Source organism: Nocardioides scoriae (assembly GCF_900104965.1).
Classification (GTDB): Bacteria; Actinomycetota; Actinomycetes; order Propionibacteriales; family Nocardioidaceae; genus Marmoricola; species Marmoricola scoriae.
On the sequence record NZ_LT629757.1, the window covers coordinates 2552866 to 2573973 of the forward strand.

The 21108-nt window shown below is 72.4% G+C and carries 15 protein-coding genes and 1 tRNA gene; 7 read left to right on the forward strand and 9 right to left on the reverse strand.

The window, feature by feature from the left end:
- The first annotated feature begins 59 nt into the window (after positions 1-59).
- Positions 60-1097 carry a LacI family DNA-binding transcriptional regulator gene (locus tag BLU55_RS12220; RefSeq protein ID WP_091730074.1) on the forward strand — a complete coding sequence of 346 codons (1038 nt, stop codon included), beginning with the start codon at positions 60-62 and terminating at the stop codon, positions 1095-1097.
- A gap of 1218 nt (positions 1098-2315) precedes the next feature.
- Here the strand turns inward: BLU55_RS12220 and BLU55_RS12230 are convergent.
- Together BLU55_RS12230 and BLU55_RS12235 are read right to left on the reverse strand one after the other, a co-directional pair.
- Entirely contained in the window at positions 2316-2744 is a 429-nt protein-coding gene (locus BLU55_RS12230; RefSeq protein ID WP_157682841.1) for a MarR family winged helix-turn-helix transcriptional regulator, read from the reverse strand.
- 130 nt (positions 2745-2874) lie between these two features.
- A complete protein-coding gene (locus BLU55_RS12235) occupies positions 2875-3627 on the reverse strand; it encodes a ZIP family metal transporter (RefSeq protein ID WP_091730079.1) in 753 nt (250 codons plus the stop codon).
- Positions 3628-3773: 146 nt separating this feature from the next.
- Here BLU55_RS12235 and BLU55_RS12240 point away from each other — a divergent pair, with 146 nt between their 5' ends.
- From BLU55_RS12240 to BLU55_RS12265, 6 genes are all read left to right on the forward strand, one after another.
- Positions 3774-6305 (forward strand): molybdopterin oxidoreductase family protein, encoded by a 2532-nt coding sequence (locus BLU55_RS12240; protein ID WP_091730081.1) that lies wholly within the window; start codon positions 3774-3776, stop codon positions 6303-6305.
- Positions 6305-6766 carry a hypothetical protein gene (locus tag BLU55_RS12245; RefSeq protein WP_091730084.1) on the forward strand — a complete coding sequence of 154 codons (462 nt, stop codon included), beginning with the start codon at positions 6305-6307 and terminating at the stop codon, positions 6764-6766. Before BLU55_RS12240 ends, BLU55_RS12245 begins: the two co-directional genes overlap by 1 nt.
- Entirely contained in the window at positions 6763-8541 is a 1779-nt protein-coding gene (locus BLU55_RS12250) for a glycoside hydrolase family 15 protein (RefSeq protein ID WP_091730087.1), read from the forward strand. The genes BLU55_RS12245 and BLU55_RS12250 overlap by 4 nt, the downstream gene beginning before the upstream one ends.
- Positions 8542-8591: 50 nt before the next feature.
- Positions 8592-9611, forward strand: a complete 1020-nt coding sequence (locus BLU55_RS12255) for an SDR family oxidoreductase (RefSeq protein WP_091730089.1) — start codon at positions 8592-8594, stop codon at positions 9609-9611.
- The gene (locus BLU55_RS12260) at positions 9608-9970 is read left to right on the forward strand and encodes a hypothetical protein (protein WP_157682842.1); all 363 of its coding nucleotides are present in this window, start codon (positions 9608-9610) and stop codon (positions 9968-9970) included. The genes BLU55_RS12255 and BLU55_RS12260 overlap by 4 nt, the downstream gene beginning before the upstream one ends.
- A 122-nt stretch (positions 9971-10092) precedes the next feature.
- Positions 10093-10782, forward strand: coding sequence for a hypothetical protein (locus BLU55_RS12265; RefSeq protein ID WP_091730096.1), 690 nt, complete (start codon positions 10093-10095; stop codon positions 10780-10782).
- Positions 10783-10901: 119 nt separating this feature from the next.
- On the opposite strand, the gene BLU55_RS12270 is transcribed toward BLU55_RS12265, so the two are convergent.
- From BLU55_RS12270 to BLU55_RS12300, 7 genes are all read right to left on the reverse strand, one after another.
- Positions 10902-10977: transfer RNA gene (locus tag BLU55_RS12270), tRNA-Thr, on the reverse strand.
- A gap of 79 nt (positions 10978-11056) precedes the next feature.
- Entirely contained in the window at positions 11057-12685 is a 1629-nt protein-coding gene (locus BLU55_RS12275) for an alpha/beta hydrolase (protein WP_091730099.1), read from the reverse strand.
- Positions 12686-12707: 22 nt separating this feature from the next.
- Complete coding sequence (locus tag BLU55_RS12280) at positions 12708-13865, reverse strand: DNA polymerase III subunit delta' (RefSeq protein ID WP_091730101.1); 1158 nt, start codon at positions 13863-13865, stop codon at positions 12708-12710.
- Positions 13862-14500: a dTMP kinase gene (gene tmk / locus BLU55_RS12285; RefSeq protein WP_091730104.1), complete on the reverse strand. Its 639-nt coding sequence runs from the start codon at positions 14498-14500 to the stop codon at positions 13862-13864. The genes BLU55_RS12280 and tmk overlap by 4 nt, the downstream gene beginning before the upstream one ends.
- A 192-nt stretch (positions 14501-14692) precedes the next feature.
- Positions 14693-17419, reverse strand: coding sequence for a type I DNA topoisomerase (gene topA / locus BLU55_RS12290; RefSeq protein WP_091730106.1), 2727 nt, complete (start codon positions 17417-17419; stop codon positions 14693-14695).
- A 109-nt stretch (positions 17420-17528) separates the two neighbouring features.
- Entirely contained in the window at positions 17529-19331 is a 1803-nt protein-coding gene (locus tag BLU55_RS12295) for an ABC transporter ATP-binding protein (protein WP_231916853.1), read from the reverse strand.
- On the reverse strand, positions 19328-21064 hold the full coding sequence (locus BLU55_RS12300) for an ABC transporter ATP-binding protein (protein WP_091733844.1): 1737 nt from the start codon (positions 21062-21064) through the stop codon (positions 19328-19330). The genes BLU55_RS12295 and BLU55_RS12300 overlap by 4 nt, the downstream gene beginning before the upstream one ends.
- Positions 21065-21108: the final 44 nt, after the last annotated feature.

Consider the following 21108-nt stretch of genomic DNA (forward strand, 5'->3'; position numbering starts at 1 on the left):
GCCTGTCACACCGTCAAGGGGGCGCGCCCGCTTTCCTCCACGCACCAGGAGACCCACCGATGACCACCGAGAGCAGACGCGGTGCACGACGCAGTCGCGCGACCACCCTCACCGATGTCGCACGCCTCGCCGGAGTCTCTGTCGCCACGGCATCGAAGGCTCTGAACGGTCGCGATCAGGTCAAGGCCGAGACCCGCGTCCGAGTGGTCGAGGCCGCCGAACGGTTGTCCTTCTCCCCCAACGCACTGGCTCGCGGACTCCTGCAGGGCCGCAGCGGCACGGTCGGACTCATCACGAGTGACCTCGACGGGCGCTTCTCGATCCCAGTCCTGATGGGCGCCGAGGACGCGTTCGGCACGGGAAGCGTGTCGGTCTTCCTCTGCGACGCCCGAGGGGACGCCATCCGCGAGCGCCACCACGTCAACGCGTTGCTCTCGCAGCGTGTCGATGGCCTCATCGTCGTGGGTTACCAGACGGACCCTCGACCGTCCCTCGGCCCGGACCTGCCGGTTCCCGTCGTGTACGCATACGCCCCTTCGGAGTCCCCCGACGACGTCTCCATCACCGCCGACAACGTCGAGGCCGGCGCCATGGCCGTGGAGCACCTGCTCTCCTGCGGCCGCCGGCGGATCGCCCACATCTCGGGCGACCCGACCTACACCGCGGCACAGGACCGTTCGCGAGGCGCACTCCGCGCTCTGGACGACGCTGGCCTGTCCATGGTCGGCGACCAGACCTACTTCGGAGCTTGGACCGAGGCCTGGGGCCGCGCCGCGGCCCGCCTGGTCCATCGCCAGCACCCCGACCTCGACGCCATCTTCTGCGGCAGCGACCAGATCGCTCGGGGCGTCCTGGACACGCTCGGCGAACTCGGCCGCGACGTGCCACGCGACGTCTCGGTCATCGGATTCGACAACTGGGAGGCGATCGCCACCGGCGCTCGACCCGCGCTGACCAGCATCGACATGAACCTCGAGACCATCGGCGAACGGGCAGCCAAACGGCTGTTCCGCGCCATCGACGGCGACGCCCCGAGCGGTGTCGAGTCCGTCTCCTGCCGGCTCGTCACCCGCGAATCGACCCTCACCTTGGACTAGGTGTCGCACCTCATGAGGTTGTTGACACCTCATGGATGCGTGTCTCGCCTTGCGGCGTGACACTCCCGGCGTCCACAACACGATCGCTAGGTCCGCGGTGGGTTCCGGTTTCATCGCCTGCTGCCCCACGGGTGAGCCTTATGCGTGGCTCCGCCGGTGTCGAACCCCGCCATGGGGTCCGTGCCGCCTACCACCGGCGCCGTCGTTGTCATCGGCGTGCAGCCAGGACACTTGGCACCAGACCGTGTGGTTGCATGTTGACGACGGTGGTGGCTCCAGTCGCATGCCGGACGCACGCAGTACTGGTCGCGGGCCGGGTCTGGGCATTAGCAGCAGCTTGACGAGCGTGGCCCTCGGTTCAACGAGGACGTGGTGCCGCCGGCGAGGGTAAGGCCGCGGGACCAACGTCGCCAACGCAAGGTAGCGGCAGAGGCTGGCGCGCGGCCCGGCGCGATCTCTCACGGTCCAACATGCGGTTTAGTGCGAATAAACTGCGACCTGCCCGTCTGGGCCCACTATCTGATCCTTCAGGATGAGACGTTTTTGCAGGTCAGCGAACTGTCGTGGAGCCGCCTGTCGGAATCGAACCGACGACCTTCTCATCACGAGTAGGTAAGTCGAACACCCCAGGTCAGCAAGCTGCAACATCGCGCTGACCTGGGGTTTTGTCACGCACGACCACCTGTCGCTACGCATCACTGCGCACCACCAGGCAACGTTTAGTGGGACTTTATTGGGAGTTTGTTGGGACCTCGCGGCCACCATCTCGCGCCAAGACGTGGGCGCGCCGATCGTCGAGAAGGGGTCCCAGACTGTCGCGGCCGAGCATCTGACTACGGATCAGAAGGTTAGGGGTTCGAACCCCTTCAGGCGCACCGATGACGGAGCCCCAGGTCAGTTCGCTGACCTGGGGCTTCTGTCATCTCGCACGGCGCGCCATGTCGCAGCGTGACCGAGCCGCGGTTCACGCTGGCCGCGACGGCACACGGAGGGCCCACGGAGGACGCAGCAGGCAGCCGGAGCCGCGCCGGTGGAGACTCGAAGGGGTCCGAGGGTCGGCCCTCGGCGACCACCCACCACGACGCCGGGGGCCCAGGGACGCCTCCCCGTCGGAGCCGAGGACGTGGCTGACGCACGGCTGTACACGTGGCACACCTCGCCGTCGACCTGTCGCGGCTCCGGGCGGGGGCACGGCAGCGTCGTGGGCTCGGTCCCGTCTCACCAGGGTGGCGTGGCCCAGTCCGGGTCCTCGATCTCGCCGGCGGCCCGGTTGAACACCTCCAGGGCCTGGACCACCTGGGCGGTCTGCTCAGGTGTCATGCGGTCCAAGACCTTCTCGACCTCCACGTGGCGCCGGGCGGTCACGGCCCTGACCAGGTCAGCCCCTTGGGGGCTGAGGCTGATGACGACGACGCGTCTGTCCTGCTCGGAGCGGGTGCGTGAAATCAAGTTGAGTCGCTGGAGGCGGTCGCAGATGCGTGTGGCGTTGGAGGGGTTGACGCCGAGGCCGTCGGCGATGTCACCCACCGGCTGGTCGCCTCGGGCGGAGAGCAGGACCAGGACCCGGTGCTGGGCGAGCGTCACCTCGACGGGTGCCTCTGCGATGGTTCGGACCGCCAGGCTGAGCAGGGCCCGGCTGGCGGTCACGAACGCACTGGTCTGGTCTTGAGGTGATGCCACGTCGATGATGCTCCTGTTCGTCGGTCGACCCTGACGCTAGTTCGTCCGATCACCTCCGCGGCGCCATCGCGGGACAGCTCAGCCGCTGGGCACGACGTCAGCCCAGCTTCTCCAGGGCGAAGGACAGTGCGAACCCGATGGTGGCGACGAAGCCGGCGTACAGGTGGGCCTTCTCGAACGCTTCGGGCAGCATCGTGTCGGCGACCATCGCCAAGATGGCACCGGCAGCGACTGCGGTGATGGCTGCGACCACGGCGGCGGGGGCGCCGCCGAGGAGGAGCACCCCCAGGGCCCCGGCAACGCCGCTGATGACGGCGATGCCGCACCAGACGCCGAACACGTGGCGGGCACTGCGGCCGGCCCGCTTCATCCCCGCAGCGCTGGACAGACCCTCGGGCAGGTTGGAGATGAACACCGCCGCCAGCACCGACAGGCCGACGCCGTGCCCGGCCAGGAGGGTCAGCCCCAGCACGATCGACTCCGGCACTCCATCAAGGAGGGCGCCGATGGCGATGGCCGTGCCGCTACCGGACTGCTCATCCTCCGACGGCTGCTGGTCGCCTGCCCGTTTGCGGTGGCGAGCGCCCTTCGCGGCTAGCGCGACATTGGCCGCCACGTAGACGGCTGCGCCACCGAGGAACCCGACCAGCGTGGGTGTCAGCCCGCCTTTCGACTCGGCCTCGGCCACGAGGTCGTAGGCAAGCGCCGAGATCAGCACCCCGGCGCCGAAGGCCATCACCCCGGCGACGACCGCGCGCGGGACCGAGACGAACCACGCGACCAGGGCGCCCAGGACCAGCGCGCCACCGGCCAGGACACCCCACAGCCCTGCCTGGATCCAGATCGGCATGTGCTCTCCCCACGTCTCGTGCGACGGCCGCGCGAGGTCGGCGCAGCGGCGTCGGATCTCGTCAACATTTACTTGCGCATCAGCATAGTTGCGTGTAAGCAAGTAGTGCAACCCTTCCACCACCCGTACGACGACGAGGACATGTCATGGCCGACCGCATCAACGACATCTGGGTAGAGCGCACGCCCCACGCACGGGGGACCACCTGGCCGGCGCGGGTCGACCAGTACCTCGACGAGGGCGTCACGGAGGCCGATGTGGAGAAGTGGGTGCAGTCGGCGTGCCTGTTGTGCAGCAACGGCTGCGGGGCCGACATCGCGGTCAAGGACGGACGCATGGTCGGCATCCGGGGCCGTGCCGGCGACACCGTCAACCACGGCCGCCTGGGTCCCAAGGGTCTGTACGGCAGCACCCCGTGGGCGTCGTCGCCCGACCGGCTCACCCGTCCGTTGGTCCGTGAAGGCGGGCGGCTGGTCGAGACCGACTGGGAGACCGCGATGGGTCGCGTCGTCGAGGTCTCCAAGAAGTTGCTGGCCGAGAAGGGGCCGCTCTCGCACGGGTTCTACACCAGCGGCCAGCTGTTCCTGGAGGAGTACTACACGCTGGCGGTCATCGGGAAGGCCGGTCTCGGCACCCCCCACATGGACGGCAACACCCGGCTGTGCACCGCCACGAGTGCGGCGGCGTTCAAGGAGTCCTTCGGCGCCGACGGACAGCCCGGCTCCTACACCGACATCGAGGCGTGCGACGCGATCTTCCTGTTCGGGCACAACATGCCCGAGACCCAGACCGTGCTCTGGGCACGAATCCTGGACCGCACCCGCGGCGATGACCCGCCCCGCATCGTCTGCGTCGACCCCCGGCGGACCATGGTGGCGATGGAGGCCGAGCGCACCGGCGGCGTCCACCTCGCCCCCCGGGTGGGCACGAACCTGGCGCTGATGAACGGCCTGACCCGCGAGCTCTTCGCCCACGACTGGGTCGACGAGGCCTGGGTCGCCGGGCACACGATGGGCGTGGAGGAGCTGCGGGCCACCGTCGCGCCGTACACGCCGACCCGGGTCGCCGAGATCTGCGGTGTCGAGTCCGAGGACGTACGCCGCGCGGCCCGCATCTTCGGTGAGTCGCAGGCCGTGCTGTCGACCGTCCTGCAGGGGTTCTACCAGTCCCACCGGGCCACCGCCGCGTCCGTGGCGGTGCACAACCTGCACCTGCTACGTGGCCAGATCGGGCGGCCCGGCAGCGGGGTGCTGCAGATGAACGGCCAGCCCACCGCGCAGAACAACCGCGAGTGCGGCGCCGACGGCGACCTGCCCGGATTCCGCAACTGGGACAACCCCGCCCACGTCCAGCAGCTCGCCGACCTGTGGAACGTCGACGTGATGACGGTCCCGCACTGGGCGCCGCCGACCCACGCGATGCAGATCATGCGCTACGCCGAGACCGGCTCCATCGGCTTCTTGTGGATCTCCGCGACCAACCCGGCGGTGTCCATGCCGGAGTCGGCTCGCATCCGCAAGATCCTCACCGGCGACCAGTGCTTCACCGTGGTCCAGGACCTGTTCCTCACCGAGACCGCCGAGCTCGCTGACGTGGTCCTGCCCGCGGCCGGTTGGGGTGAGAAGACCGGGTGCTTCACCAACGTCAACCGCACCGTCCACCTCTCCGAGCAAGCCGTCGAACCTCCCGGGGAGGCCCGCAGCGACCTCGACATCTTCTTGGCCTACGCCAACGCCATGGGGTTCACCGACAAGGACGGCGACCCGCTGATCACCTGGCGTACCTCCGAGGAGGCGTTCGACGCCTGGAGGGGGGCCACCCGCGGCCGGCCCGTCGACTACACCGGGCTGTCCTACGACAAGCTTCGCGGCCCCACCGGCATCCCGTGGCCGGTCAACGACGAGCACCCCGACGGCACCGACCGGCTGTACGCCGACGGCGTCTTCCCGACCGACACCGACACGTGCGAGACCTACGGCCACGACCTGCTCACCGGCGGCACCGTCACCGAGACCGAGCACCGGGCGATGAACCCCGCTGGGCGGGCGTTCCTCAAGGGAGCCGACTGGACCCCGGCGCACGAGGAGCCGTCGGTGGACTACCCGCTGCGCTACACCACCGGGCGCACCGCCTACCAGTTCCACACCCGCACCAAGACCGGCCGCTCCACGGCTCTGCACCGAGCCGCACCCGACGCGTGGGTCGAGCTCAACCCCGCCGACGCGGAGCCGCTGGGCATCGCGGAGGGCGACTGGGTGCGGGTGGAGTCACCCCGCGGGTCCATCGAGGTCCGTGCCCGCATCGGCCAGGTCATGGAAGGTGCGGTGTTCGCACCGTTCCACTACGGCCACTGGGACCCCGACGAACTGACCGCCGCTGAGCCGGCCGACCGCGACCACCGGTTGGCGAACGAGCTGACGATGACGGTGTGGGACCCGGTGTCCAAGCAGCCGTACTTCAAGACGGCGGCCTGCAGGGTTACGAAGGTTCGTGACGGTGACGGTCCTGCTCCGGCTCCGACGACCACGGCCTCGGCCCCCCGCCCCAGCCTCAGCTCGGACCGGGGACCAGGTGGCACCGGAGGGGTGCCTTCGCCGCCGCCGGGCCCCGCCACCACGTCCTACGTGCTCGAGACCACCCCCACCTACCCGCTCGACCCGACCCAAGGGAGGTCCTGATGCCACACCTGTCCACCTACGTCGGCCTGGCCGACCACAGCGAGCAGACCTTGGCCGACTCCTTCCGTGCCGTCGCTGAGGGCCACGCCGCCGAGGCAGACGTGTTCCACACCTGCCACCTCCTGGCCCAGATGAGCGACCACCATCGCGACGCCTTGGCCGAGGCCGTCGAGCGGTACGGCGAGGACGACCTCGACGAGCCCGAACGACTTCACGCGTCCGGGTTGGTCGAGGTCAGGAGCGGTCCGATCGGGTTGCTGCGCGACCTCCAGGACCTCCACGTCCTGGCCACGCTGGTCCAGACGACGTGGACGGTCATCGCCCAAGGCGCCCAGGGCCTGCGCGACCACGACCTCCTCGACGTCGCCACCTCCTCCTCCGCGCAGACCACCCGGCAGCTGTCCTGGTTGAACACCCGGATGAAGGCCGCCGCCCCCCAAGCCCTGATCGTCGCGCCGTGAACCGCCCCACCCACCTCCCGGTCCCGCTGCGTCAGTACGCCCTGCTCGCCGACGGCGAGCGCGGCGCGCTCATCGGGCCCCACGGGAACATCGCGTTCCTGTGCGCTCCTCGCTGGCACGACGACGCCATCTTCTCCTCCCTGCTCGGCGGGTCGGGGCGCTACGTCGTGAGCCCACAGGACCCCCGCTACGTCTGGGGCGGCCACTACGAGGCCGACACCCTGATCTGGCGCAGCCGCTGGGTCGCGACGGGCGCCATCATCGAGTGCCGCGAGACACTCGCGTTCCCCGGCGACCCCGACACGCTCGTCCTCCTCCGTCGCATCGAGGCCACCCACGGCGATGCCCACGTCGAGGTCGAGCTCGACTGCCGTGCCGAGTTCGGAGCACGCGCCATGATCGTCAGCCGCAGCACCGACGGCACCTGGTCCGGCCACACCGGCGACCTGCACTTCCGGTGGTCCGGTGCGCCCACCTGGGCACACCTCGACAACGACACCCTGCGGGTCACCATCGACGTCCCCGCCGGCGGCCACCACGACCTCGTCCTCGAGATCAGCCGCCAACGGCCGACCGGGCCGCTTCCCGACGCGGGCCGGGCGTGGGAACGCACCGAGCGTGCCTGGGCCGCTGCCCGACCCGACGTGTCGGCCTCCGCCGCCCCCGGGGACTCCCGCCACTCCCACGCCGTCCTGCGCGGTCTCACCGGCTCGACCGGCGCGATGGTCGCCGCCGCGACGACGGCCCTGTCCGAACGAGCCGACAAGGGCCGCAACTACGACTACCGCTACGCCTGGATCCGCGACCAGTGCTACGCCGGCCAAGCCGCCGCCGCCATCGGCAGCCACGACCTCCTCGACGCCGCCGTCCGGTTCGTGTCCGAACGGGTCCTCGACGACGGCGCCATGCTGAGGCCCGCCTACACCGTGACCGGTGACCCGGTCCCCGACGAACGCTCCGTGGCCCTTCCCGGCTACCCGGGCGCACCCGTCCGGGTCGGGAACCACGCCAACACCCAGTTCCAGCTCGACTCGCTCGGGGAGTCGCTGCTCCTCCTCGCCACCGCCGACCAGGGTGGCCGGCTCGACGCAGCAGGTCAGAGAGCCATCGAGGTGCTGGTCGATGCGGTCGAGAAACGACGCCACGACCCGGACGCCGGCATCTGGGAGCTCGAGGACCGCCACTGGGCCCACTCCCGCCTCATGTGCGCCGCGGGCCTCCGCGCAGCAGCCGACCGACGCGGCGGCCGCGTCGGTGTCGAGTGGGAGCAGCGGGCGGACCGGCTCGTAGCCTCCGTCGACGCCGACTGCCTTCACCCGACCGGTCGCTGGCAACGCTCACCCCACGACCCGGGCGTCGACGCCGCCCTCCTCCTGCCCGGGATCCGCGGCGCCGTCTCCGCCCAGGACCCGCGCAACCTGGCCACCATCGACGCCGTCATCACAGACCTCACCGACGACGGCTACGTCTACCGGTTCCGTCAGCACGACGACACCGCGATGCACGACGCCGAGGGCGCGTTCGTCCTGTCCGGCTTCCACCTCGCCCTGGCCAGCCTGGGACGTGGCGACGTCCTGGGCGCCACGCGGTGGTTCGAGCGCAACCGCGGCTCGCTCGGCCCACCCGGGCTGTTCACCGAGGAGTACGACGTCGTCCAGCGCCAGCTCCGCGGCAACGTGCCCCAAGCCTTCGTCCACGCCCTGCTCATCGAGACCGCCCAACGCCTCGGCGAGGCCGGCCTCGGCAGCCAAGGCTTCACCGCCCGCCGGCGCTGACCCGCACCCAGGCCAGCACCCCGACCATCGCAACCCACCAGGAGCACCCCATGTCAGACCCCCACCCCCACCGTTCACGCGTCGTCGTCATCACCGGAGCATCCGGAGGCATCGGCCGCGCCAGCGCCCGCATGTTCGCCGCCCGCGGCGACCGCGTCGCCCTCCTCGCCCGCGGCACCACCGGCCTCGAGGCCGCCGCCGCCGAGATCCGCGCCGGCGGCGGCACCGCCCTGCTCATCAGCGTCGACACGGCCGACCACGGGGCCCTCGAGGCGGCCGCCGACCAGGTCGAGGCCGAGCTGGGACCCATCGACGTGTGGGTCAACGACGCGTTCACCTCGGTCTTCGCCCGCTTCGTCGACATCACCCCCGAGGAGTTCGACCGCGTCACCCAGGTCACCTACCTGGGCTTCGTCAACGGCACCCGCACCGCGTTGACGCGGATGCTGCCCCGCGACCGCGGCATCATCGTCCAGGTCGGCTCCGCCCTGGCGCACCGCGGCATCCCGCTGCAGTCGGCGTACTGCGGCGCCAAGCACGCCATGTGGGGGTTCCACGAGTCGCTGCTGACGGAGCTGCGCCACGACCGCACCCACGTCCAGGTGACCTCGGTCGCCATGCCCGGGGTCAACACCCCCCAGTTCACCTGGGTGCTGTCCAAGCTCCCGATGAAGGCCCAACCGGTACCGCCGTTCTACCAGCCCGAGGTCGCCGCCCGCGGAGTCCTCCACGCTGCCGACCACCCCGAACGACGCGCCTACTGGGTCGGCGCCGCCACCGCCGGAACCATCCTCGCCAACCGCGTCGCCGGCGGCCTCCTGGACCGCTACCTCGCGAAGACCGGCATCGGCTCCCAGCAGACCGACCAGAGGCGGCCCGCCGAGCACCCGACGAACCTGTGGGAACCCGCCGACGGCCCCGACGGGCACGACTACGGCGCTCACGGCCCGTTCGACGACCGCGCCCTGGCCCACTCACCCCAGCAGTGGGCCTCCCAGCACCGGCGTGCCCTCGGCCTCGGCGCCGGCCTTGCCGCAGCCGCCGCAGTTGCCGCCCGGCGGGCAGCATGACGCCGCCACGAGCGGTTGACCTCGCCCGCTTCGCCGTGGGCGCCGTCGCACTGACGCGGCCGCAGACGCTGCTGATGTCGAGCCCGGGTGACGACAGCGATGGCACACGCCGCGTCGTCCGCATCCTCGGCGCCCGTTACGTCGTTCAAGCGGCCGGTGGCACGCTCGCCCGCCGCCCCTGGGTGACCGCCGTCGACGCCGGCGTCGACGTCGTCCACGCCGTGTCCATGGCCGGTGTTGCGGCCCTGGCGCCCCGGCACCGCCGACTCGCCCTCACCAGCCTGGCCGCGGCGCTCGTGTTCGCCGCCGCCGACCTCAGCGACCAACGAGCGCCGTCCAGGGCGGAGGTCCGGTCGTGACCGTCCCGCCGCGCCATGGACCAGACGCCACGCCAGCCTCGTCGGCCTCCCCCGAGGAAGGGGCCGGCAGCAGCCCTGCCCACGGCACCGGATCGACCTCGAGCACCCGGCGCCACACGCTGGTGAGACCGCGCCTCGTCTGGAGCGGCCTGGCCCTGGCGCTCCTGGGAGTCGTGGTGGCAGGCGTCGGCCTGATGTCCTCGGCCTGGCTCCTGGTCGGCGGCGCAGTACTCGTCCTGGTCATCGGCGCATGCCTCAGCTGGGCGGGTGGCGCCATGCACGACGCCACGACCGGCCTGGACCTGCGCGACGAGCTCCGGGCCGTCCGGGACGGCACCACCCATCCCGGGGTCAGGGCGGGCGCCCAGACCGGCAGCCCCGCAGCCCGTGCGGAAGCGGCACGGCAGACCCGGGTCACCCAGCAGGTCCTCGACCAGGCGCGCCACACGTCTGCCTCCGACTGGACGAAGCCAGCCGGCTGGACCCTGCTGCTCGTGGCCGCGGTGCTCCTGGTCTCCCAGTGGGAGCTGGTCGCGCACTCCGCAACCGGGCGGAGCAACAGCTACCTCGACACCGCCGTCGCGACCGTGCTCGCCCTCGTCGGCCTGCGCCAGGCCCTCACCCCAGGCCCCCACCGCATCGCCGCAGCGCTGGGCGGCCTCAGCGGGCTCGGGCTCACCCTGAACGGTGTCCTCGCGCCCCACGACCACCTGAGCCTGGCGGTCGTCGAGACGGTCGGGGGCCTGGTGGCACTGCTGTGCGCCGCCGCGGCGACACTCTCGACCCGGACCAGGACCAGGCCAGGCAGCTGAGAACACATGACCTCCCCGGACGACGTCGAGTCCACCGACGATTCTCAGTCCACGACGGCCCGCTGGCTCAGGCCCCAGGCCCCTGGAGTGCGACGTCGCAGGTGGGAGGCCCCTCCTCCTGGAGCCGCCTGTCGGAATCGAACCGACGACCTTCTCATTACGAGTGAGACGCTCTACCGACTGAGCTAAGGCGGCGCAGTGCCCGGCCGGTCAGCCGGGCACGCCGCAAGAGCATAGCGGCGGTCGGGGCACGAGGACCAACTCGGGTCCGAGCTCAGCAGGAGAGGCCGTCGCGCGGCACGGTGCCGGCCACGAGGTAGGACTCGATCGCGGTGTCGACGCACTCGTTGCCCTGGCGGAAGCCGGTGTGGCCGTCGCCGTCCCGGCTGACCAGGACGCCCGACCGCAGCTCCTCCGCCAGCCCCTGGGCCCACTTGTACGGCGTCGCCGGGTCGCGGGTGGTGCCGACCACCACGATCGGCGGGGCGCCGGCCCCGTCGATGGTCAGCGGCTTCTCCGTCGCCTCGATGGGCCACGACCCACAGGTCGTCAGCCCCCAGGCGAAGACGCGGGCGAAGGCCGGCGCGACCTTCTCGAAGGCCCCGACCTGGCCCGGCACCTCGCTGGCCGGGGTGGAGTCGGTCGCGTCGAGGCAGTTGACGGCGTATAGCGCCTCGGTCTGGTTGCCCTCGTAGGCGCCGTTGCGGCGCTGGACGTACTCGTCGCTCAGCCGCAGCAGCCCGGAGCCGTCGCCGCCGTCGATGGCCTGGCGCAGGGCGTCGGTCAGCAGCGGCCAGTAGTCCTTGACGTAGAGCGGCAGGAACAGCCCGTAGACCGCCAGCCCCTCGGTCAGCGGGCGGTCGGTGCCGGTGGGCAGCGGGTCGGCGTCGACGCGGTCCAGGAAGGCACGGACGTTGCGGTTGCCCTCGTCGACGCTGTCGCCCAGGGGGCAGTCGCCGCGGTCCACGCAGTCCTGGAGGTACGCCGACAGGGCGGTCTGGAACCCGCCCGCCTGGTCGAGTCCGGCCTGGGCGTCGGAGATGCCGGGGTCGACGGCGCCGTCGAGCACCATGCGGCGCAGCCGGTCGGGGAACAGCTCGGCGTACGTCGCGCCGATCGTGGTGCCGTAGGACGCCCCGAAGTAGTCGAGCTTGCGCTCCCCCAGCGCGGCCCGCAGCACGTCCATGTCCTTGGCGACCTCGATGGTCGACACGTGGCGGGCCAGGTCGCCGCTGCGCTGCAGGCACCCCTCGCCGAAGGCCCTGGTCAGCTGGTCGAGCCGGCGCACCTCGGCGGCGTCGTCGGGGCTCGGGTCGGCGGCGAGGAACTCGTCGGTCTGGGCCGTGGTCGAGCACTCCAGCGGGGTGCTGCGGCCGACACCACGGGGGTCGAACCCGACGATGTCGAAGTAGCGGGTCAGGGTGCGGCCCCAGGTGAGGTCGCCGGAGGCGGCGTACTCCACGCCGGAGCCGCCGGGCCCGCCCGGGTTGACCACGAGCTGGCCGACGCGGCGGTCCTGGTCGGTGGCGGGCGAGCGCAGCACCGAGATCTGGATCGTCCGGCCCGACGGAGCGGCGTAGTCGAGGGGCACGGTCATCGTCGTGCACTGGTTGCTGCCGCAGTCGGTCCAGTCGAGCTGCTGGTCGTAGAACCGCTCCAGGCCCGAGGGCACCGACGGCGAGGGACCGGTCTCGCTCGGGGACGGGGAGACGGGCACCGGCGGGCTGGCCGAGGTGTCGCCCTCGTCGCCCCCACCGGCCAGCCGGTAGGTGACGAGCCCGGCCACCGCCACCAGGGCGAAGCCCGCCACCAGCGCCAGCACGACGGTCAGCGCGATCGCACGGGTGCTGCGTCCGGCGCGGGGCGGGCTGGGCGGAGCCGGGGGGCCGGCCGGGTAGGACATGCGCCCACCCTAGGGGCGGCTCCTAGGCGTGCGGGGCGACCTGGAGCGCGACCATCATCGACTCGAGCGCGAGCAGCGGCGGCACGTTGAACTCCAGCATCTGCTCGCGTGCCTCGAACACCGCCGTGATCCGCGCCAGGGTCTGCTCCGCGGTGCCCAGCCGGGCCAGGCCGACCACCTCGCCGCGCAGCTCCTCGTTGACCAGCTCGGTGCCGGTCTGCAGCTGCAGCACGAGGACGTCGCGGTAGACCGAGACCAGGTCCATCAGGCCCCGGTCGACGACGTCGAGGACGCGGCGCTTGCCGCGCGTCTTCTGGCCCTTCTCCAGGTCGCGCAGGGCGGGGGCGTACTCGCGGGGCCGACGGCCGCGCTCGACCACGCCGTAGGAGCGGTCGAGCTCGGTCTTCTCGCGCTGGTCGCTGACGCTGGTCAGCGACTCGGCCTCCTCCTTGGCCAGGTCGTGCAGGTCGGCGGCGGCCGCCATGCAGGCGCCCAGCGAGCGCAGCCGACCCGGGATCGCGACGACCTCGCGCCGTCGGCGGCGGGTGTCCTCGTCGCGGGCCAGCGCCCGGGCACGGCCGATGTGGCCCTGCGAGGCGCGGGCGGCGTACGACGCGGTCTCGACCGGCAGGCCGTCGGTGCGGACCAGGAAGTCGGTCACGTCGTCGGTCGACGGCGTCGCGAGCACCACCAACCGGGTGCGCGAGCGGATCGTCGGCAGCACGTCCTCGACGGTGGGCGCGCACAGCAGCCACACGGTGCGCTCGGTCGGCTCCTCGATGGCCTTGAGCAGCGCGTTGGCGGCCTGGTCGGTGAGCCGGTCGGCGTCCTCGACGACCATCACCTGCCAGCGCCGCCCGACCGGGGCCAGCGCCGAGGTGCGGACCAGCTCGCGGACCTCGTCGACGCCGATGGACAGCTTCTCGGTGCGGGTCAGGCGCACGTCGGGGTGGGAGCCGACGGTGACCTCGTGGCAGGAGTGGCACTGCCCGCAGCCGCCGCGCTCGCACTGCAGCGCGGCCGCGAACGCCAGGGCGGCGTTGGAGCGGCCCGACCCCGGCGGGCCGGTGAACAGCCAGGCGTGGGTCATGTCGCCGCCCACCGCGCGGCGCAGCGTCTCGACCACGGCGCGCTGCCCGACCAGGCCGTCCCAGACCGTGCCGCTCGGCGCGACCGTCACGGCAGCAGCCCCTCGACGCGGGCCCACACCTGGTCGGCCAGCTCGTCCTGCGGCGTGCGGGCGTCGAGCACCAGGTAGTGCGCGGGGTCCGCCTCGGCCAGGACCAGGAACGCCGCGCGCACCCGCTCGTGGAACTCCAGCGACTCGCCCTCGATCCGGTCGCGGGCGGTGAAGCGGCCCATCCCCCGGCTCGGCTCGAGGTCGAGCAGCACCGTCAGGTGGGGCCGCAGGTCGGCGGTCGCCCACCGGGCCACCTGCTCCAGCTCCGCGGGGTCGAGCGAGCGGCCGGCGCCCTGGTAGGCCAGCGTCGAGTCGACGTAGCGGTCGGTCACCACGACCTCGCCCCGGTCGAGGGCGGGCCGCACGACGGCCGCGACGTGCTCGGCCTTGTCGGCGGCGTACAGCAGGGCCTCGGTGCGGTCGTCGAGCGCTCCCGTCGCCGGGTCGAGCACGATCCGCCGCACCTCCGCCCCCGCGGGCGTGCCACCCGGCTCGCGGGTCAGCAGCACCGTGCGACCGGCCGCCTCGAGACGCTCGCGCAGCAGCCCCGACTGGGTCGACTTGCCGGCCCCGTCGCCGCCCTCGAAGCACACGAAGAGGCCGCGGTCGGCGTACGTCCCGGGGAAGTCCTGCACGCGCCCACCCTAGGCGGGGACACCGACGGCGTGCGGGTGTGGTCGGTGGGGTGGGGTGGGGAGTGCTGGGGTGACGGGCCCCGGATGATCGGTAGTCCGAGACGTTCGGCACCCGTTTCGGGCCGGATCGGGTGCCGAACGTCGCGGACTACCCGATCCGGGGGGTGGCAGGGCCCGCGACCGACCCCGCCCCTAGGCCTTCTTGGCCGCCGTCTTCTTGGCGGTCGTCTTCTTCGCGGCCGTCTTCTTGGCCGCCGTCTTCTTGGTGGCGGTCTTCTTCGCCGGGGCCTTGCGGGCGCCCTTCTTGGCCGCCTTCTTGGCCGGGCCCTTCTCGCGGCGCTCGGCCAGCAGCTCGGCCGCCCGCTCGGGGGTCAGCTGCTCGACCGAGTCGTCCTTGCGAAGGGTGGCGTTGTACTCGCCGTCGGTGACGTACTCGCCGAAGCGGCCCGCCTTGACGACCATCGGCTGGCCCGAGACGGGGTCGTTGCCGAGCTCCTTGAGCGGCGGGGCGGCCGCGGCGCGACCCCGCTGCTTGGGCTGGGCGTAGATCTCGAGCGCCTCGGTCAGCGTGATGTCGAACAGCTGCTGCTCGCTGGCCAGCGAGCGCGAGTCGGTGCCGCGCTTGAGGTAGGGGCCGTAGCGGCCGTTCTGCGCGGTGATGGTCTCGCCGTCGTCGTCGACGCCGACCACGCGCGGCAGCGAGAGCAGCTGGACCGCCTGGTCGAGGGTCAGCGTCTCCAGGGACATGTCCTTGAACAGCGAACCGGTGCGCGGCTTGGCCTTCTTGGGGGCGTCCTCGGGCAGCAGCTCGGTGACGAACGGGCCGTAGCGGCCGTTCTTGGCCACCACCGTCAGGCCGGTCTCCGGGTGCTCGCCGAGCACCTGCTCCTCGCCGGCCGGGGTGGCCAGCAGCTCCTGCGCCCGGTCGAGGGTGAGCTCGTCGGGCGGCAGGTCGTCGGGCACGTTGGCCTTGGTGGCGAAGGCGTTGCCCTCGTCGTCGGGCCCCTCGAGGTAGGGGCCGTACTTGCCGACCCGCAGGTGCACGCCGCTGTCGGGGCCGCCGATCGGGAAGGTGGCCAGCTCCTTGGCGTCGATGTCGCCGAGCTCGTTGACCAGCTTCTGCAGGCCCTCGACCTGGTCGTTGCCGAAGTAGAAGGCCGCCAGCTCGGTGTTGCGGTCGCGGCGACCGCCGGCGACGTCGTCGAGCACGTCCTCCATCTCGGCGGTGAACTCGTAGCTCACCAGCCGCGCGAAGTGCTCCTCGAGCAGCCGCACCACCGAGAACGCCAGCCACGCCGGGACCAGCGCGGTGCCCTTCTTGTAGACGTAGCCGCGGTTGAGGATCGTCCCGATGATCGAGGCGTACGTCGAGGGGCGGCCGATCTCGCGCTCCTCGAGCTCCTTGATCAGGGTCGCCTCGGTGTAGCGCGCCGGGGGCTTGGTCGAGTGGCCCTCGGCCGTGAGGGTCGCGGCGCTGACCGAGTCGCCCTCGCCGACGTTGGGCAGGCGGGTCTCCTGGTCGTCGGAGGTGCCGCCGTCGTCGTTGCCCTCGACGTAGGCCTTGAGGAAGCCGTGGAAGGTGATGACGCGGCCGCTCGCGGAGAACACCACGTCCTCGCCGGTGCTGGCGGCGCCGCCGAGGCGGATCGTCACCGACTGGCCCTGGGCGTCGCGCATCTGGCTGGCGATGGTGCGCATCCAGATCAGCTCGTAGAGCCGGAACTGGTCGCCGGTCAGGCCGGTCTGGGCGGGGGTGCGGAAGGAGTCGCCGGCGGGGCGGACGGCCTCGTGCGCCTCCTGGGCGTTCTTGACCTTGGAGGTGTAGACCCGCGGGCTGTCGGGGAGGTACTCCGCGCCGTACAGGTCGCGGGCCTGGTTGCGCGCCGCCGTGATCGCCGTCTCCGACAGCGTCGTGGAGTCGGTGCGCATGTAGGTGATGAAGCCGTTCTCGTAGAGCCGCTGCGCGACCGACATGGTCGAGGAGGCGCTGAAGCCGAGCTTGCGGCTGGCCTCCTGCTGCAGGGTCGTGGTGCGGAACGGCGCGTAGGGCTTGCGGGTGTAGGGCCGCGACTCCCGCGAGCGGATCGAGAACTCGGTGTCGTGCAGGCCCTCGACCAGCGCCTCGGCGCGGGTCTTGGTCAGGTGGACCACGGCCTTGCTGCCGGAGGCGGCGCCCGCCTTGAGCTCGCCGTCGGGCCCGAAGTCGGAGCCGCGCGCCACCCGGACGTCGTCGACGGAGTGCAGCCGGGCGGGGAACATCCGCTGCTCGTGACGGGAGCCGGCGTCGAAGGTGCCCTCGAGGTCCCAGTACGACGCGACGCGGAACCTGATGCGCTCGCGCTCCCGGTCGACCACGAGGCGGGTCGCCACGGACTGCACGCGGCCGGCCGACAGCCCCGACATCACCTTGCGCCACAGCACGGGCGAGACCTCGTAGCCGTAGAGCCGGTCGAGGATCCGCCGCGCCTCCTGGGCCTCGACGAGGTCCATGTCGATCTCGCGGGGGTTGGCCACCGCGGCGTTGATCGCGGCCGGGGTGATCTCGTGGAAGACCATCCGGTGGACGGGGATGTTCTTGGGCTTCAGCTCGTCGAGCAGGTGCCACGCGATGGCCTCGCCCTCGCGGTCCTCGTCGGTGGCGAGGTAGAGCTCGTCGGCGTCCTTGAGCAGGCCCTTGAGCTTGGTCATGTGCGACTTCTTGTCGCGGGAGACGACGTAGACGGGCTCGAAGTCGTGGTCGACGTCGACGCCGAGACGGGCCCAGGGCTCGCCCTTGAGCTTGGCCGGGATGTCCGCGGCGCTCTGCGGGAGGTCGCGGATGTGCCCGATGGAGGACTCCACGACGTAGCCCCGGCCGAGGTAGCCCTCGATGGTGCGGGCCTTGGCCGGCGACTCCACGATCACGAGCTTGTGTGCCACTTGTTGCTTACTCGTCCCTGTCGACTGCTGTGCATGGGTGCGGCCCCGGCCGTTACCGGGTGCGGCGTCACCGTAACGCCTGGTGACAACGCAGGAGCAAACTCGGTGTCTAGTGCTGGTCCACTCCCGGGTCCCGCGGCCGACCGGCCGGCGGGTCGGGCTCGAGGCCGTTCCAGCTCGCCCACAGGGCGGCGTACGACCCGCCGGCGGCCACCAGCTCGTCGTGCGGGCCGAGCTCGGAGATCCGCCCGTCCTCGACCACCGCGACCCGGTCGGCGTCGTGCGCGGAGAACAGCCGGTGCGCGATCGCGATCACCGTGCGGCCCTCCAGCACCGCCGCCAGCGAGCGCTCGAGGTGGCGCGCCGCACGGGGGTCGATGAGCGAGGTGGCCTCGTCGAGCACCAGCGTGTGGGGGTCGGCCAGCACCAGCCGGGCCAGCGCGACCTGCTGCGCCTGGGGCGCGGTCAGGGCCAGGCCGCCCGAGCCCACCACGGTGTCGAGGCCCGCGGGCAGCAGGTCGACCCAGTCGAGGGCGTCGACGGCCCCGAGCGCGCGCCGCACCTGCTCGTCGGTGGCGTCGGCCTCCCCCTGGCCCGCGACGGCCAGGGCGAGGTTCTCCCGGAGCGTGCCGACGAAGACGTGGTGCTCCTGGGTGACCAGTGCGACGTGGCCGCGCAGCTCCTCCAGCGGCAGCTCGACGAGCGGCGCCCCGCCCACGCGCACGCTGCCCGCGCCGGGCGGGTGGATGCCCGCGAGCAGCCGGCCCAGCGTCGACTTGCCTGCGCCCGAGGGGCCGACCATCGCGACCCGCTCGCCGGGGGCCACGTGCAGGTCGACGCCGTGCAGCACCTCGCGGCCCTCGACGTAGGAGAAGCGGACGCCGTCGGCGGCGAGGTCCTCGCCGCGGGCGGCGACGCCGGTCGCGGTGCGGTCGTCGGGCACCTGCGCCACCCCGAGCAGCCGGGCGAGCGCCGCCGCGCCGAGCTGGAGCTCGTCGAGGATCGACACGATCCGGTCGACCGGGTCGATGAGCATCTGGACGTAGAGCGTCGCGGTCGTGACGTCGCCGAGCGAGACCTGGCCCTGGGTGTAGAGGTAGCCGCCCAGCAGCAGCGTCCCGACCGTGGGGACGAGGTAGGACAGCTCCATGCTCGGGAAGAAGACGGTGCGCAGGTGCAGCGTGTAGCGCTCGGCCCGGTACGACGCCGCGATGTCGTCGTCGGTCGCCTCCACCCGCGCGCGGCCCAGGCCCAGCGACTCGACGGTGCGGGCCCCCTCGACGGTCTCGGTCAGGGTCGCGTTGATCCGGGAGTACGACGCGCTCTCGGCCAGGTAGCCGTCCTTGGCCCGGGCGAGGTACCACCGCAGGCCCGCCACCAGCGGCGGCATGCCGAGCAGGCACGGGAGCAGCACCCACCAGCCGACGCTCAGCGCGGCCACGAAGGTGACCACGGCGGTGATGAGCGCGATCGTCCACTCGGGCAGCGCCCAGCGCACCGACCACGCCAGCTGGTCGGTGTCGCGTCCGGTCCGGGTGAGCAGGTCGCCGGAGCCCGCCGACTCGACGGTGCCGAGCGGCAGCCGCAGCACGTGGCCCACGAAGTCCTCGCGCAGCTCGGCCAGCACCCGCTCGCCGAAGACCTGGCTCAGGTAGCGCGCGAACCGGGTCAGCACCGTCTGCAGCACGAGGAACCCCGCCAGCAGCAGCACGATCCGGTCGACGGCCGCGACCGTGGTGCCGGTCTCGACCGCCTGGACCAGGTCGCCGAGCAGCCGCGGTGCGGCCAGGCCGGCGAGCGCGGCGAGGCCGTGCAGGAGCAGCGCCCCGCCCAGCATCCGGGGGTGGCGGCGGGCGAGGTCGGCGGCGTAGCGGCGCACGCCGTGGCCGTCGGCGACGGGCAGCGCGGTCACCGGGTCACCTCCTCGGTCTGCTCCTGCTCGCGGGTCACCGTCAGGCGGTACGCCGCGTCGCCCTCGAGCAGCTCCCGGTGCCGGCCGCTGGCGACCACCCGGCCGTCGCGCACCAGCGCCACCTCGTCGACCGCGTCGAGCAGCAGCGGGCTGGTGGTCACGACCACCGTGGTCCGGCCCCGGCGGTGGGAGCGCAGCCGCGCGGCCACGAACGCCTCGGTGTGGGCGTCGACGGCCGAGGTCGGCTCGACCAGCACCAGCACCTCGGGGTCGAGGGCCAGGGCCCGCGCCAGCACCAGCCGCTGGCGCTGGCCGCCGGAGAAGGTCCGGCCGCGCTCGGCGACGACCGAGTCCAGGCCCTCGGGCAGGCTCGTCACGACGTCGTCGGCCGCCGCGGTCGCCACGGCCGCGTCGACGTCGCCGTCGCCGTGCACGTCGACGACCTCGCGCAGCCGGCCGGAGAACAGCGACGACCCGGTGTCGGAGACGACGACGCGGCGGCGCACCTCCTCCAGCGGCAGGCGCGTCAGCGGCACGCCGCCCAGGGTCACCGTCTCGTCGGGGGCGCCGTCGACCAGCGGGGTGGCCAGGCCGAGGCGGTCGGCGAGCCCGGCCGTCTCGTCGGGCCGCTCGCTGACCAGCGCGAGCAGCGACCCGGCGCGCACGTGCAGCCCGCTGAGCGAGTCGCGCAGGTCGGACCCGACCGGCGGCGAGGGGGCCACCTCGGCGGCGTCGACGTGGTCGGGCTGCAGGCCCAGGAAGCCGGTCACCCGCTGCGCCGAGACCCGGGCCCGGATCAGCCGGTTGGCGAACTCGGTGGCGGTGCGCAGCGGGATCATGAGGAAGGCGGAGTAGCCGTAGAAGGCGACCAGCTCCCCGGCGCTGATCTCGCCGGCCACGGCGTACCTCGCGCCGAGCCAGACCACCACGACGACGAAGACGCCGGGCAGGAACACCTGGAGCGCGTCGAGCACCGACTGCAGGCGCGCCACCGCCACGCCGGCCACCCGCGCCTGCTGCGACTCGCGCCGGTAGCGGCGCCAGAACACGTCCTCGCCGCCGATCCCGCGCAGCACCCGCAGGCCCGCGACGATGTCGCTGGCGGTGTTGGACAGCCCGCTCATCAGCTCGCGCTGCTCCTCGCTGCGGCGCTGCAGCGGCGAGAGCAGCGGGCCGACCAGCAGCATCAGCAGCGGCACCCCGACCAGGACGACCAGGCCCAGGGTGACCGAGGTCTGCAGCAGGATCACCGCGACCAGCACGAAGGACACGACCGCGCCGGCGAAGCGGGCCATCACGTCCATCAGGTGGCCCAGGTGGCTCAGGTCGGTGGTGCCGATCGCGACCACCTCGCCGGTGGAGGTCTGGCGCGCCAGCGAGCCGCCGAGCCGTGTCGTCTGCCGCGCGACCAGCTGGACCGTGCGGTAGGCCGCGGTCAGCCAGTTGGTCACCGCGAACCGGTGGCGCATGATCCCGCTGCCGGCCTGGAGCAGGCCGATCGCGAGCATGAGGGCGCCGTACTGCCACAGGGCCCGCAGGTCGCGCTCGGCGACCCCGCGGTCGATGGCGCGACCGATCACCGCCGGCATCACGGCCTGGGTGCCCATCCACACGATCCCGAACAGCATCCCGCCGACCAGCGTGAGGCGCTGCCCGCGCGCCAGCCACCACAGGAAGGCTCCCGGCGAGCGCGTCTGCGCGGTGCCGGGGTGGGTGAGGGGGAGGTGGCGCACCAGCCCCACGCTACGGACCCAGGGGCGTCCGGTGCGAACCGTTT